The 14,101-nt window shown below is 48.4% G+C and carries 11 protein-coding genes and 2 pseudogenes; 8 read left to right on the forward strand and 5 right to left on the reverse strand.

What is annotated here, in order from left to right:
* Window positions 1–213 precede the first annotated feature (213 nt).
* The 5 genes and pseudogenes from P0X86_RS14620 to P0X86_RS14640 all read left to right on the forward strand — a co-directional run bounded on the left by P0X86_RS14620 (window position 214) and on the right by P0X86_RS14640 (window position 4,866).
* Window positions 214–1,371, forward strand: a complete 1,158-nt coding sequence (locus P0X86_RS14620; RefSeq protein ID WP_277748799.1) for a type III polyketide synthase — start codon at window positions 214–216, stop codon at window positions 1,369–1,371.
* Window positions 1,358–2,071: a methyltransferase domain-containing protein gene (locus tag P0X86_RS14625; RefSeq protein ID WP_213578336.1), complete on the forward strand. Its 714-nt coding sequence runs from the start codon at window positions 1,358–1,360 to the stop codon at window positions 2,069–2,071. The genes P0X86_RS14620 and P0X86_RS14625 overlap by 14 nt, the downstream gene beginning before the upstream one ends.
* Window positions 2,072–2,122: 51 nt before the next feature.
* A pseudogene (locus P0X86_RS14630) lies at window positions 2,123–3,292 on the forward strand (NAD(P)/FAD-dependent oxidoreductase); the annotation flags it as partial.
* 145 nt (window positions 3,293–3,437) lie between these two features.
* Window positions 3,438–3,983 carry a DinB family protein gene (locus P0X86_RS14635; protein ID WP_277748800.1) on the forward strand — a complete coding sequence of 182 codons (546 nt, stop codon included), beginning with the start codon at window positions 3,438–3,440 and terminating at the stop codon, window positions 3,981–3,983.
* 85 nt (window positions 3,984–4,068) lie between these two features.
* The gene (locus P0X86_RS14640; protein WP_277748801.1) at window positions 4,069–4,866 is read left to right on the forward strand and encodes a polysaccharide deacetylase family protein; all 798 of its coding nucleotides are present in this window, start codon (window positions 4,069–4,071) and stop codon (window positions 4,864–4,866) included.
* A gap of 105 nt (window positions 4,867–4,971) precedes the next feature.
* Here P0X86_RS14640 and P0X86_RS14645 read toward each other — a convergent pair whose 3' ends face one another.
* Window positions 4,972–5,418 carry an OsmC family protein gene (locus P0X86_RS14645; RefSeq protein ID WP_096775617.1) on the reverse strand — a complete coding sequence of 149 codons (447 nt, stop codon included), beginning with the start codon at window positions 5,416–5,418 and terminating at the stop codon, window positions 4,972–4,974.
* Window positions 5,419–5,629: 211 nt separating this feature from the next.
* Window positions 5,630–6,028, reverse strand: a complete 399-nt coding sequence (gene mscL, locus P0X86_RS14650) for a large conductance mechanosensitive channel protein MscL (protein ID WP_015735016.1) — start codon at window positions 6,026–6,028, stop codon at window positions 5,630–5,632.
* A 491-nt stretch (window positions 6,029–6,519) separates the two neighbouring features.
* Between mscL and P0X86_RS14655 the strand changes: the two genes are divergently transcribed.
* On the forward strand, window positions 6,520–8,016 hold the full coding sequence (locus tag P0X86_RS14655; protein ID WP_277748802.1) for an Lsa family ABC-F type ribosomal protection protein: 1,497 nt from the start codon (window positions 6,520–6,522) through the stop codon (window positions 8,014–8,016).
* Window positions 8,017–8,203: 187 nt separating this feature from the next.
* On the opposite strand, the gene P0X86_RS14660 is transcribed toward P0X86_RS14655, so the two are convergent.
* The 3 genes and pseudogenes from P0X86_RS14660 to P0X86_RS14670 all read right to left on the reverse strand — a co-directional run bounded on the left by P0X86_RS14660 (window position 8,204) and on the right by P0X86_RS14670 (window position 12,149).
* Window positions 8,204–9,091: a TetR/AcrR family transcriptional regulator gene (locus P0X86_RS14660; RefSeq protein WP_277748803.1), complete on the reverse strand. Its 888-nt coding sequence runs from the start codon at window positions 9,089–9,091 to the stop codon at window positions 8,204–8,206.
* 94 nt (window positions 9,092–9,185) lie between these two features.
* Window positions 9,186–10,638 (reverse strand): annotated as a pseudogene (locus P0X86_RS14665) (alpha/beta hydrolase family protein).
* 50 nt (window positions 10,639–10,688) lie between these two features.
* Complete coding sequence (locus tag P0X86_RS14670) at window positions 10,689–12,149, reverse strand: MDR family MFS transporter (RefSeq protein WP_277748805.1); 1,461 nt, start codon at window positions 12,147–12,149, stop codon at window positions 10,689–10,691.
* Between the two features lie 202 nt (window positions 12,150–12,351).
* On the opposite strand from P0X86_RS14670, the gene P0X86_RS14675 reads away from it, so the two are divergent.
* A complete protein-coding gene (locus P0X86_RS14675) occupies window positions 12,352–12,897 on the forward strand; it encodes a sigma-70 family RNA polymerase sigma factor (protein ID WP_481858284.1) in 546 nt (181 codons plus the stop codon).
* 155 nt (window positions 12,898–13,052) lie between these two features.
* Window positions 13,053–14,096: a DUF4179 domain-containing protein gene (locus P0X86_RS14680; RefSeq protein ID WP_277748807.1), complete on the forward strand. Its 1,044-nt coding sequence runs from the start codon at window positions 13,053–13,055 to the stop codon at window positions 14,094–14,096.
* The last annotated feature ends 5 nt before the right edge of the window (window positions 14,097–14,101 follow it).

A 14,101-nucleotide genomic window follows, 5' to 3' on the forward strand; every position in this document is an offset into this window, starting at 1 on the left:
CTTTTCCTTTGATGACAAGGATCGTCGAGTCTGAAAAACCACGTGATCGTGGTTTTTTTTTGTTTGCGGATGCGATTTTACAAGTGATTTGGTTTGAATTGGATATGATTTGCCATGTTCGGGTTATCCTAACCTCAAATAGAAGTTAAACGAATTCAAAAAGCCCCCGGGTGGGTAATCATGTATAATTCCAAGACTGCAGGAGGTTTGAGCATGAAGCAAACAAACGGTAGATCCGATGTCGCGATTCTCGGGATGGGCACGGCATTGCCGGTGCATTCCGTAGCTCAGTCGGATATCGCAGAATTAATCGCATCCACGCTGCAGGACAGACCCGATCTGGCCCGCTTTGCCCGAAGAGTATTTCGATCCTGCGGTGTCGAAACTCGTTATACTTGCGAATCCAACTATCTGGATCCCTTGGAGAAGTGCCGATATTTGAACTCCCATGACGCGTCCGTCATTCCGACAACCGAAGAGCGTATGGATACATATAAGAGAGAGGCCCTTCCGCTTGGCGTGGAAGCTGCCGAGAAGGCATTGAAAGATGCCGGCATGTCTCCGGATCGAATTACGCATCTCATTACGGTCAGCTGCACGGGTCAATACCAGCCGGGGATGGATGTTCTGTTGATCCGGAAGCTGGGGCTTTCTCCGCGGGTCAATCGTTTGCCGTTAATCTTCCAAGGCTGTGCCGCTGGTCTTAAAGCGATCCAAATGGCGCGGGATGTTGTGAGCGGGGCGCCGGGTTCGCAGGTGCTGCTCGTGTGCGTCGAGCTTTGCACGCTTCACTTCCAGCCGGTTCGGGAGAGGGAAGCATTGTTTGCGGCCTCATTCTTCGGCGATGGTGCCTCGTCCTGTGTCATCGGTCAGCCGGAAGCAGAGCATCGGCATTATGTGGAGCTCGGCACGGGATATTCCGTCCTGCTCCCGGATTCAACGGAGGATATGACGTGGGAGGTAGGCAATACGGGCTTTGATCTTTTCCTGTCGCCGCGTATTCCCAAATTGCTCGGTACTCATCTGGAGGAAGAGCTTCGTGTTCTGCTGGGAGGCGACAAGCTTCCGGAATTATGGGCGATCCATCCGGGCGGCCGGGGCATCGTAGATTCGGTGCAGGAAGTAATGCGCTTGACCGACGAGCAAACCCACTACAGCCGGGAGATTCTAAGAACGGCAGGCAATCTCTCTTCCGTGACGATTATGTTCGTGCTGGACGCGATGCGCCAGAAGATGAAAGAACGGAATGAAGCTTCGACGGAAGGAGTAGCCATGGCTTTCGGACCTGGCTTGACGGCTGAGCTTATGCGTTTTACCTATGTGAAGGCTTATGCGCCATCGGTAAAGGAGCAGGACCATGTCCTTCTTTAGAACGCTGTCGATCCGGGCACAAGAAGATGAGCTTATGGATGACTTCACCATGGGCGGAGAAGAGCTGAGTGAAGCGCTCCGGCATTTAAGGCGGTTGAATCGCATATTCGCGGCACCAGGCCCGACCTTGGACGGCGTGGTGAAGCTCTGGAAATCGATCGGCTGTCCGTATACCCTTAGCATCATGGATGTTGGCGCGGGTTCCGGCGATGTGAACCGGAAGCTGCTGCAATGGTCGGATCAAATGGGCGTGGAGCTGAGCATTACCTTAGTCGATGTGACGGAAGAAGCCTGCGAAGAGGCGAGACGGCTGTTTCGTCATGAACCGAGGGTTCATGTACGCCGCGCGGACGTTAAGGAACTGCCCGATGCGTCGGCTGATATCGTGACCGGATCCCAGTTCATCCACCATTTTCAGGGACAGCAGCTCATGGAGATCGTGTCGCATATGCTGCGAACCTCCGTTCATGGCGTCGTCATTAACGATATCCATCGGCATCCTGTACCTTACGCGGCCGTCTGGATCACAACGCGTCTCATCTCCCGCAATCGTTATATTCGTCACGATGGGCCGTTATCGGTTGCCAAGGGGTTTAAAGGGAGAGATTGGAGAGAGCTGAAAGAGCAGCTTAATCACGCCACTTTGACCTATCGATGGAAGCCATTGTTCCGCTATTCCGTTGTTATCCCAAAACGATAGGAAGACATAATCGGTTGCCGAAACCGATGATTAAATTCTTCATGCAAGCAAAAAGGCGGGTGTTCACATATGTCAAAGCAAGCCGATGTGATGGTCATCGGCGCGGGAGTTGCCGGCACGAGCTGTGCCCTGCAGCTTGCCAAGCAGGGGCATCGTACGATCCTGCTGGATCGCCAATCCTTTCCGCGCCACAAAACCTGCGGCGAATTCATGTCCCCAGAGACTCGAGAGATGCTGGAATATCTGGGTGTCCATCTTCAAGTCCAAGAGGTGAATCCCGCTGCGATGAATCATGCCTCTATCGTGATGCCTCATGGCGGCGTCATCACCGCTCCGTTACCGGGTAAAGCTACCGGCATCAGCCGTTACGAGCTGGATCGCCTATTGCATGAGAATGCCTTGAGCGCGGGTGCGGAGATTGTAACGGGGTCTACCGTGACCGAGATCCGGAAGCGGGGCGATCATCGATATGAAGTCGAAACGAGGCAAGGGAACGAGCTAATTCGGTATGAGGCAAGAGCCGTCATTGGAGCCTACGGCACTAAAAAGCCGCGCGGTGTTGCTTCAGCCGAAACATATCGCGATGATACCGTATATGTCGGCGTAAAATCGCATTTTGCCGGCATCACAGTGCCTTCCAGGGTGGAGTTGTATTTTTGCGATGGCGGTTATGTCGGGATATCGCCGGTCGAGAATGGGAAGGTCAACGTGGCTGCATTGCTGACCTTGAAATCGGTACAAGGAAGCGGCAAATCGGTACCCGAAATTCTCAAAGCCGCATCGCGCTCGAACAATAGGTTAACTGAACGATTGGCTGAAGGAGAGGCGGTTGAGGGCACCCAGGTATCGATTGCCCCGCTTCGTTTATCCGACAAACCGGAACCTTGGTCGCAATATCCGCACATCGGCGATGCCATGCTGATGCTTCCGCCGCTTTGCGGAGACGGAATGTCGGTTGCCCTGCGTTCATCACTGCTGTGCTCCGGCTGGACCGGCAAATATTTAAACGGAGAAATCAACTTCGCTCAATGGCAAAATCAGTACACGCACGACGCCAATCGCACCTTTGCGCAGCTGCTTCGAAGGGCGAGAAGAATTCAGAATCTGGCTTTCGCCAAAAGCAATCGCTTCTATCCCGGCATCGTCCGAATGATCCCCGGACTGGCTTCCTATATCGTCAAAGCCACCCGTTTATCCGAATCGGGCATGGGCACCAGATAAGCCGCATCCTTGCGGCTTTTTTGTTTGCTGATGTTCAGATCCATGGATTGACTGGTGATAAACAATAGCTTATTATATCCCTATATTAATAGACGAATATTAATAACGTCTACATTAATGTTAATCGATAGAGGAGGGATGCAATATGCAGGACGAAAATACGGCTAACCCGCCTTGTATCCTTCGAAACACCCTTGATTTCCAGTTCCAAATCGCTTGGCAGTTGCTTGATCTGCATCTCACGGGCCTTGAAGACGAGGAGTTTTTTTGGCGGCCTGCCTCGAAGGGGCTTCATGTTTATCGCGAATCCGGAATCTGGCGCGCGGAATGGCCGGAATCCGAGGAGTATGACATCGGCCCGCCCAGCATATCCTGGCTGACATGGCATATCACCTATTGGTGGACGATGGTGCTGAACCATTCGTTTGGCAACGGGGCGATGACCCGCAACGATATCCATTCTGCTGGGAGCGTTCAAGAGGCCAGAGAGCGGATTAACGATTTGAGACTGCGGTGGGAACGTGAAGCGGCGGCGTTGACGGACGATGCTTTTCTTTCGACGGAACGAACCAAGTGGCCTTTCACGGATCAACCCTTTCATAAGCTGGCGGCCTGGCTTAATGTCGAGCTGATGAAAAATGCGGCAGAGATCGGCTATGTTCGCTTCCTATATGCCGTAAACAGGAAATAATAGATGTATCCCCGGTGACAATCATCGTATAATGAAACTTAATAGGATATGATGCGAGTCAATATCTTAAATGGGAGGAAATTGAATGCGCATACAATATGACCGTTTTCCGAATGGAACCAAGAAGGCACTGACGCTTAGCTTTGATGATGGCCGCGAATATGATCGGAAATTGGTCAAGAAGCTGAATGAGTACGGAATACGGGGCACGTTTCATTTGAACAGCGGAACGCTTGGCAAAGACGGATACATCGACCCTTCGGAGGTGGCATCCTTGTACCGGGGGCATGAGGTATCCGCGCATACCGTGGATCATCCCTTCCTGGAGCAAATACCTACCGAACAAGTGGTGGAGCAGGTCGTAGAGGACCGGAAAGCGTTAGAAGCTTTGGTTCATTACCCCATTAAGGGAATGAGTTATCCGTTCGGCACTTACAGTGAACAAGTGATCGGCCTTTTAAGATATGTCGGCATGGAATACGCTCGCACGGTAAACAGCCATGGCTCGTTTCATAAGCCCGATGATTGGCTTCGTTGGCATCCGACTTGTCATCATAAAGAAATGGTGGAATACGCGGAGAAGTTCGTGGATATGCAGCAGATTTTCTCCAGGATGGCCATCCTGTACGTGTGGGGCCACAGTTACGAGTTCGAGAACGACCGGAATTGGGATCTCGTGGATCGATTCGGGGACATGATCGGCGGGCGGAATGATATCTGGTATGCCACGAATGCCGAGATCTATGCATACTGCAGTGCCTTGGACCAACTTCGTTTCTCGGCAGATAGCCGAATGATCCATAACCCCAGTGCCTTAAACGTGTGGATTAGCGTAGAAGGCGAGCCTTTTGAGATCAAAGGTGGTCAGATGGCGCGATTGTAGATTTGGAAGGTAGAGCCCAGCATAGACTCAAGTTCTTAAGCATAAGATAAAAGAGGGATGCAGGACTGCTGTGTGCAAGTCTTGCATCCCTCTATGTACATGAGTTCAGTTTTCGATGACGATGCGATTCAGCTTAAGATTCACCGGCGCAGCAATCGTATCGCCCACAGGGCACTTACTCTCCAGGAATGCCACGAACGACTCCACCTTATCGGCGGACGATGGTGTCTTGATGTAAAACGTATATCGAATGTCGGAGTATCCGGGGCGTACCTCGGAGCGGTTAAAAAATCCGTCCAGATCCAAGTCGCCTTCGACGTCTACCCTGAAATCCTCGAGCACTACATCGAATTTCGGCGCATAAACGCGGGCCACGATCGATTGGCATGCACCCAAGGAAGCAAGCAAGGCTTCGACGGGATTCATTCCGGTATCCGTACCGCCGAGACTTTGAGGCTCATCGATGACCAGCTCGAATTGTCTTGCTTTCGTTATGACTTTTACCCCTTCTTGCAATTGAGCGGTAGCTTTAAACGTTTGAACATTTGGCATGTGGAATCTCTCCTTTTCCGGGCAGCCCAAGGTTGGACGGTTAATTGCCGTTTTTTAAAACATACTATATTAGTAGGGTTAGTATGAATTATAATTCTAGCGATTCGGATCTGTCAATATCATATAAGGTCGGGATCGCCATGTTATCCGTAGTGGATCAAAAAAAAGAACGTGTTTTCATCTTGAAAACACGTTCTAGTGGAATCCTGTTTTATTTTTCGGAGGCCTGGTTTTGCTGTTTCAGCAAATCGCGAATCTCAGCCAACAAAACTTCTTCCTTCGACGGAGCCGGCGGTTCTTCGGCTTTGGTCTCTTCTTTGCGTTTGAAGCGGTTGAGCGTGCGGATGAACATGAATATCGAGAAGGAGACGATCAGGAAGTCCACGACGGTTTGAAGGAAGACTCCGTAAGTCAGCGTTGCGTCCCCGATGGTAGCCTTCAGCCCTGACAAATCCACACCGCCAAGAAGCAAGCCAATCACCGGCATAATGATATCGCTCACGAGCGAGGATACAATCTTGCCGAAGGCTGCCCCTATGATCACCCCAATGGCCAAATCCAGCACATTACCCTTGAGTGCGAAGGTTTTAAATTCTTTTAACAAATTCATAATCGGTCACCTGCTTTTCGATCCATATGATTAGGCAGCTAGCTGCCACTCGAATTATCCTAACAGCAACCCGCTATTTGCGCAAGATCGGAAAGTCGGATATGATCCATGGCCTTCGTTCAGAATTTAGATATGGTGAGACTCCCGAGCAGGTTGACCAATGGGAGGTTTTCATGTTAAATTTTTTTATATTCGGACTATAATGAGTGATTATACAGAGGAGGGATAAAGCGATGACTGAATTAGAGGTTGTAGATGTTTATGTGAACCTGTCGAAACGGGGAACACTAGACAAGGTTCACATCATAACCAATCAGATACCGGAACTTTATCCTTCTATATTCATATACAGGCATGCTTAGCGATGACTTGATCAATCGCTTGGTTTCTTTATGGTATAGTTAGGTTAACGTTAGCGTGGATAGCACCGGGGATCTGGTGTTATTCGCGCTTTTTTCGTTCTGAAATATCGCCATAGAGGAATGAGTAAAATGTCATTAATTAATGTAACGAACCTAACCTTTGCTTATGAAAGCAGTTATGATCCTATATTTGAGAATGTGAGCTTTCAAATCGATACCGATTGGAAATTAGGATTTACCGGAAGAAACGGCAGAGGGAAAACCACGTTCTTGAACCTGCTGCAGGGCAAGTATGAATACAGCTGGAATATTTCGTCCGCCGTGAGCTTCGACTATTTTCCTTACCATGTCGAGCACAAGGAATATCTTACCCAGGATGTAATCGAAGAGATTTATCCGGAGTATGTTCATTGGCAAATCGTGCGCGAGCTTAACCTGCTGAAGGTATCGGAAGATGTTCTGTACCGGCCTTACGCATCATTGTCGAACGGAGAACAAACCAAAGTGATGCTGGCGGCGCTCTTTACCAAAGAGAACCGCTTCCTGTTGATCGACGAGCCGACCAATCATCTTGACATGCATGCGAGAAAATCGGTCAGCGACTATCTCAACAAAAAAAGCGGGTACATTCTGGTATCTCACGATCGAGCATTCCTGGATGACTGTGTCGACCACATCCTGTCCATCAATAAAACCAATATCGAGATTCAAAAGGGCAATTTCTCCGCATGGTGGGAAAATAAAAAGCGACAGGATCAATTTGAGCTCGCCAGTGACGAGAAACTCAGGAAAGACATTAAACGGTTAACCGATTCTGCCAAAAGAACGGGAAATTGGTCGCATGAAGTAGAAAAAACGAAAAACGGCACCAGAAATTCCGGCTCCAAAGTCGATAAAGGCTATATTGGCCACAAGGCAGCCAAAATGATGAAACGCTCCAAAAACCTGGAGCAGCGGCAACAATCCGCTATTGAAGAAAAATCGAAGCTCCTTAAAAACATCGAGAGCTCCGAGAGTCTTGCGATTTCCCAGCTCGAGTACCACAAAAAGCAGCTGGCCGAGCTGGAGAATGTATCCATCTCGTATGGCTCCAAGACGGTGTGTGAGAACGTAAGTTTCACGATCGAACAAGGGGAGCGAATTGCCCTTTCGGGTAAAAACGGATCAGGAAAATCCAGCATCCTGAAATTAATATGCGGAGAAGATCTGCAGTACACGGGACATCTCAGCAGGGATCGTCAGCTGAAAATATCCTACGTATCCCAGGACACCTCCCATCTTCGGGGCAGTTTGTCGGATTATGCCACCAGCAGCGGAATTGACGAGAGCCTGTTTAAATCCATATTGCGGAAGCTCGATTTCTCGAGGCTCCAATTCGAAAAGGATATTTCGACTTATAGCGGGGGACAGAAGAAAAAGGTCCTGATCGCCAAAAGTCTTAGTGAGCAGGCTCATTTGCATATTTGGGATGAACCGCTTAATTTTATTGACGTTATTTCCCGTATGCAAATAGAAGAGCTATTGCTGGAATATGCACCGACCATTCTGTTCGTGGAGCATGATCGTGCATTTTGCGACAATGTCGCAACGAAAATCGTTGAGCTAGAAGGCAATCAAGAAGCATAAGAAAGAACAAGGCGGTTATCCCGGGAAGAAGCGGGAGTATGGATTAGCTAGCCCATGTTTTTTTATAGTGAATTTCAAAAAAAGCTGTCCGCTCATTAGCGGCAGCTTTTTTTAACATTTTATTGTTATATCATCTAGGTAATCTTACAGAAAACCCAGTCTCGCTTGATTTCAATTGAACTCTACCTTAATTGCCTTCTCGAATCAACTGGAGCAGCTGATTCGTGTAAAAAGTCAGCTCGTTCTCCGAAGACAGATCCTTTAGCAGCGCTTGGATCAAAAAGGGTCGAGGACGTTCTGCGGAGAACTCTTCCCGCAGCATTGCCGTTACCTCAGACAAGTCATTTTTTCTAGAATTCGTAGTGGACATATCGGGGATAATCGACTCGATCGTATCCATCATTGCCGTTCTTCGAATTTCTTGCGTATGGGTAAGTGCTTCTAGATCAATCATCGAATATTCCTTCATGAGTTCGTCGGTGAGCAGGGGACGAGGATCACGTTTTTCCAATCCCAGTACAAGATCATCCATTCGCTCAGCAATGAAAACAGCTAATTCCTTTTGGATGAGCGGTTTGAATCCAAACAAGACATGAAAGGTATACTCGCGGATCAATCCGTTAAAGACGGCTGTAGCATCCCATTTCCATTCCGCTATCAAATCCCCGTAATGACGGAGCAAAATATCTTGGTAATAACGAAACATATTCAATTGAAGCTGATGGATGACGGTACCGATCTTGTCACTGTTCGCCGGTGGGAGCTCGTTATGATCACGCGATATATAATATCCATGCTCGATGAAAAAATCGAACTGATAAGCGATCTCCTCAAGAAAAGTTTCCCTGCGGGATAAACCTTTTTTGCGGATCTGTTCTACGGCATCAATCATATCTTGCTGTCGTTTCTCCAGAATACGGATGTACAGCTCTTCTTTGGAACCATAGTATTTATAGATTGAGCCTTTAGCAATGCTGCAATCATCCGCGATATCTTGAATCGAAGTCGCTTGGTATCCTTTTTCGGCAAAGGAACGAATAGCCGATTGCAATATTTTTTCTTTTAACATACTCATAGCGCGGCCCCCTTAACGATGTACAAACAAACCGGATTCGATCACTATCATATCGTTTTTTGCAGAGCTAATCCACAGGCACAAGAACGGCGCCTCAATCTTGAACGAGCTCGATAACCGGATATTTCTTCGATAATTCATTCATTGCGTTCTCCCGTATTTCCTTGAGATGCTGGTCAAAGAAAGCAACGCTTACCTCGTTTATGATGCGATGAACCGATTCTGGATCCTCTCCCGGATTAGGCAGCAGCGGAGAGAACAGGTGAAAATCCGTATAACTCATATGGGAAGTATGCGGTATCGTCATCGTGTATCCGCCCCCCCTGCAGAGCATTCATGCGACGCCTTACCGTCTCCTCCCAAAAATCTTCGTAATACTCCCGTGTATGGCCGCTTTGCGCCATGGCTTGATCCAGCGAGTTATCGAATATCGACTTATCGATACTTTTCTCTCCATTCATCTGTAGGTATGGCTTATTCAGTCCCGTGCTCGGCATGGGGTCTCCATATAAGGTTCCATCCATATTGATCGCAGCCTTGATACGAGAATCCTTCAGCAGCATCTGGGCTGCAGCGGCACCGCCGTAAGAATGCCCGAACATGCCGATTCGCTCCAGATCAAGACGGCCGGTAAAACGTTCCTGTTCATCCTGTCTATTCATTTGTTCCAGCCGATTCAAAATAAAGGAAACATCCTGAGTCCATAATGTCATGTGCTCGTCAAGCGCTTCAAAACCAGAAAGCTGGTGCTTGTTGATCAAAATCTCCCGGCCGTCCGGGTATACGGTTGCAGCCGCATCATAGACATGGTCGATTCCAACCACGATATATCCATGGCTGGCTAGCTCTTCAATCTGGAAGGTATTCTGGTTGCGGAAACCCGTCATGCCATGTGAAAAGATCAAGATCGGATATTCCTGCTCCGTGGTAGACAGCGGGGCATTGCTGTAGGCATGGGTCTCCACGAGACCCAAATGGCTTAACGTCCAGGCAGGGAAGGACAAGGCCTGTTCGAGACCTTGTGTAATCGCTGTTACATTACGGATATAGGGTGCGGCTTCTTCCCCCGTTTCGGGCTCGGAGGGATACCATAACTGTACCATCAGCTCGCGGTGATCCGTCGGTTCGGCAGAATACTCATCGGGCCGGTGATTGTCAATAAAGTGGTATACCGCAGTTCCCACACTATAGGTTCCCTGAGGTTGATTAAATGCGAATACAGGGAGCAGGAGAGGCAGTGCGACCATTACCGAAGCGTATAGGAGCAATACCGTGGTCCACAACCCGGCTATCCATCTTCTCCTGCTCTTACTGCGCGGTTTCTTTTCGAGTTTTCTAAAAATGATGCAAACCGTTAGGATAACGGAAAGTGCATAACAAGGAATCATTTGCCACCGGCAATCCTCAACGATGATCTGCACAACCGTAACGATATATAGCGCGATTAACGAGTAAATCAGCGGGCTTTTCTTCGATTTTTGGCCCCAAATCGTAATTATAGCCAGCGCGATAATGAATAGTATGATAACCATTTCTCCGATTCTCAAGTAAGTTCCTCCTATGTGTAACGGTTATTGTGGCTTACTATGTCTGCTGTTCAATGGAACGAAGATACATCGGTTATTTGTTTGGATTTTCTAAGAAATAAGCTGAGAACCAGTCCCGTGCAAGCAATGCAGGCAGCCAGGAAAAAGGTGTCCGCAAAGGATGCAGCATGGGAATCCATAGGGTTGGTTCCAACAGGGTTATTCGGCAGGCTTGATGTCATCCGGGAAGATAAATATCCCGTGAAGCCGGCTACGGCAAACGAAGCGATGACCTGCTGCGATGCACTTGTGAGCGGAGTAACCCGGCTTACAAGGTTCTTAGGGATTGCATTTAATACATGCGTATTCAGGGACATCATCGATAACCCCATGCCGGAGCCCATGAAGAACAATACGATCATGATCAGCAGTAAAGGGGTATCGGTTCGAACAAAAGACATCGTGAACAACGCCGCTGTCATCAGCGTCATTCCGGCCACAAGCGGAGGACGTGCGCCCACCTTATCAAAAAGCCTTCCGGCCATAGGCATAAAAATCATGGAACCGACTGCCTGCGGCAGCAGGATGAGCCCGGTCGTCAGCGGAGTGAAACCTCTAATCTGCTGAAGAAGCAGCGGGAATAGAAGCACGGAACCGAACATCGCTGCCTGCATGATCCAGGAGATGATGATACCACGTGTAAAATCAGTCGATCTGAAGGCACGCAGCTCAAGCAAAGGCTGTTCTTGTCTCAAGCAAGACCATATGAAAAGAACAAGTGCTAACACACCAATGATCAGACCGGATAAAGTCTTGGCGGAAGTCCAGCTTACCCCTCCCTCACTGACTCCATAAGTAATCATGGCAAAAGCTACAGGCCCAAGAAGCATGCCGACAATGTCCAGAGACGGAGCCTTTTTTTCTGAAAAGGAAGGCAGATGTTTGATGCCCACGAATAGTCCGATCATGCCAATGGGGAGATTGATCAGAAATATCCATTGCCAGCTGACAAACTCAATCAGCCATCCGGATAATACGGGACCGAGCGCTGGGGCAAGCAGTAAAGGAATTCCAAACATCCCTATAATAGAACCTCTTTTGTCAGGAGGTGCCAAACGGTATACCATCGCCATTCCGATCGGCGACACCATGCCGCCACCCATGCCTTGAATAACACGAAAGGCGATAAGCTGCTCGGCTGTCTGGGCAAAAGCACATAACACGGATCCTATCGTAAACAATCCGATCGATATGAGAAACACCCGTTTGGGCTGAAATTTATCCGATAGCCATCCCGCGAGAGGGATGACCGCGGACAATGCAAGCGTGTATGCGGCGATCGACCATTGAATGGTATGCAGAGAGCTATCAAAATATTGAACCAGCGTAGGTACGGCGACATTGACGACCGTGCTGTCCAAAAGGACCATGAAGGTGCCGATGATGACGGCAAGCAATGGCGCAAGGATGTCTTTAATAGCAAAAGCTCTTTCTTCTGAGGTGTTACGGACAATTGCAGATGGATCTGACATGTTGGTGAACCCACTTTCTTTTAAAAATTTTGCGGTTTGAACTCATTGGTTTTTAAAAAAACCAAAAAGTCATTTATAATAGTAACGATGAACGTAATTTGTGTCAAACGGGTATCCATCAAATTTTTTATCGAAAAATATAACATTTTGGTATGCTCGTCCATCTAATCTTATAGAGGGCCCTCAAAAGGAGATGAATATCGTGCGAGAATTGGAACATGAAGTCAAGAGAGCGCAGCTAGGAGATCGTGAAGCGTTTATCCGGCTCTTCCGGAGGCTGGAACCCGAACTGTACGGCTTGGCGAATTCCATTCTAAAACGCGATGAAGATTGTGCGGATGCTTTTCAGGAGACAACACTTAAAGCATATAAATCTTTATCTACATTACAAAAACCAAAGTACTTTAAAACCTGGGTGATTCGGATTCTGATCAATGAATGCAATCAGCTGCTTCGAAGCAGAGAGCGTACCGTAGTCATGGCAGAAGTGCCTGAGCGCATACGAACATCCGATTATTATGAAGACAGCCACAAGCTGGATCTTCGTGAAGCGGTAGAACGCTTAGATGAATCGCTTCGAATCGTTATACACTTGTTCTATTTTCAGGATTTGCCCATTAAGGAAATCGCAAGTGTGCTTGATATTACGGATGGTGCTGTAAGGGCGCGTCTTCACAGAGCGCGGGGAATATTGTTTGACCAGGTAAAACAAAATCGGAAGGGGGAGCTGGCCTATGAATCCTTTTGACTTGGATAAAGAACTGCGGGAGATAAGGGAAGGGGCCACGGAGCGAGGTTCCGGATATGATTCGCCGCCATCAGGATGAGGTTTACGCTTCTCTGACAGATCTTCCGATGTCAACGAGATCGAATCAGCAACATCGTTCCACTAAGATACGCAGAATGGTAGCAACTACGGCCGCGGCGATCATGATTGCGTTGATAACCAGTGCTTACGTATCACCGGTAATGGCAGAATCGCTTAAAAAAATTCCGCTGATCAGCAGTATTTTCAGGTTAGCCGATGATTTGGGGCTTCAAACAGCGGGGGAGCGAGGTTTGGCAGCTGAACCGAACGCTAGCGTAACGCACCAAGGTGTGACCCTTCGAATACCGCAGGTTGTATATGACGGGACTCGTTTGTCCCTGGCGGTGAAGCGGGAGGGTGAAGGATTTACCGGGGGGATATCGGATGTTGAAGTTATCCAGGAGGACATGGATACAACGCTTAGATTTCAAAGAGGAGCCATAACTGATGTGGAGATGCTCATAGACGGCACCTCCATCCATGACCCCGGCCTAAGCGATAAACCGGGTTTGATTGGCAAGCCGACTTCGGATCCCAACGTCGTACTGTACGAACTCATAGGCTTTTCACATTCAGAAAATCATAATCAATCCTTGCCGGATCAATTCCAGTTGACGGCCAAAATTACGCTTGAAGGAATTGATGCCTCTTATATCTTTAATGTACCTGTTCGGAAAAATGCAGATCAAATTACGGTCTCGTCTGGAGAAACAAGAGAATGGAACGGGTTTCAAATTACGATGGAGCAGCTGAAGTTCACTCCAATCACCACAGATCTCATCTTGAATCTGGAACGCACGGACAAGTCAGGGGAGCTTGGGCTTGGTGAGCATAATCTGCTGTTCGAGGTTTGGGATGATCGGGGGATAGAGCTCGGCCGGATTTCCGGGAAGGGAGTCTACCGGGATGATCGACAACAACAACAGCGGCTGGAGTTGATGTTTGATCGGTTTGAGGATGCGCCAGAATCCATAACGATCAAGCCATTCCTGCCCGTCTTTCAAGATCCCGTAGCTAACAGCGGCTTGTACAAAGTCGATAGTACCGGAGAAATAGTCAAGACGTACCTGAAGGAATTGGAGATTACCATTCCAGTGGATCATCTCGGTTTGGAGAAGCTCTATGACGTTCAATGGTAAAAATA

The organism is Paenibacillus sp. BR1-192, from assembly GCF_029542445.1.
GTDB classification, from domain to species: Bacteria; Bacillota; Bacilli; order Paenibacillales; family Paenibacillaceae; genus Paenibacillus_AQ; species Paenibacillus_AQ lautus_A.

Excerpts from the sequence above, each read along its gene's own strand:
- P0X86_RS14655 (WP_277748802.1), top strand. The coding sequence starts at position 6,520 with ATGTCATTAATTAATGTAACGAACCTAACCTTTGCTTATGAAAGCAGT.
- P0X86_RS14635 (WP_277748800.1), top strand. The coding sequence starts at position 3,438 with ATGCAGGACGAAAATACGGCTAACCCGCCTTGTATCCTTCGAAACACC.
- P0X86_RS14680 (WP_277748807.1), top strand. The coding sequence starts at position 13,053 with ATGGTAGCAACTACGGCCGCGGCGATCATGATTGCGTTGATAACCAGT.
- P0X86_RS14620 (WP_277748799.1), top strand. The coding sequence starts at position 214 with ATGAAGCAAACAAACGGTAGATCCGATGTCGCGATTCTCGGGATGGGC.
- P0X86_RS14660 (WP_277748803.1), bottom strand. The coding sequence starts at position 9,091 with ATGAGTATGTTAAAAGAAAAAATATTGCAATCGGCTATTCGTTCCTTT.
- mscL (WP_015735016.1), bottom strand. The coding sequence starts at position 6,028 with ATGAATTTGTTAAAAGAATTTAAAACCTTCGCACTCAAGGGTAATGTG.
- P0X86_RS14645 (WP_096775617.1), bottom strand. The coding sequence starts at position 5,418 with ATGCCAAATGTTCAAACGTTTAAAGCTACCGCTCAATTGCAAGAAGGG.
- P0X86_RS14625 (WP_213578336.1), top strand. The coding sequence starts at position 1,358 with ATGTCCTTCTTTAGAACGCTGTCGATCCGGGCACAAGAAGATGAGCTT.
- P0X86_RS14670 (WP_277748805.1), bottom strand. The coding sequence starts at position 12,149 with ATGTCAGATCCATCTGCAATTGTCCGTAACACCTCAGAAGAAAGAGCT.
- P0X86_RS14640 (WP_277748801.1), top strand. The coding sequence starts at position 4,069 with ATGCGCATACAATATGACCGTTTTCCGAATGGAACCAAGAAGGCACTG.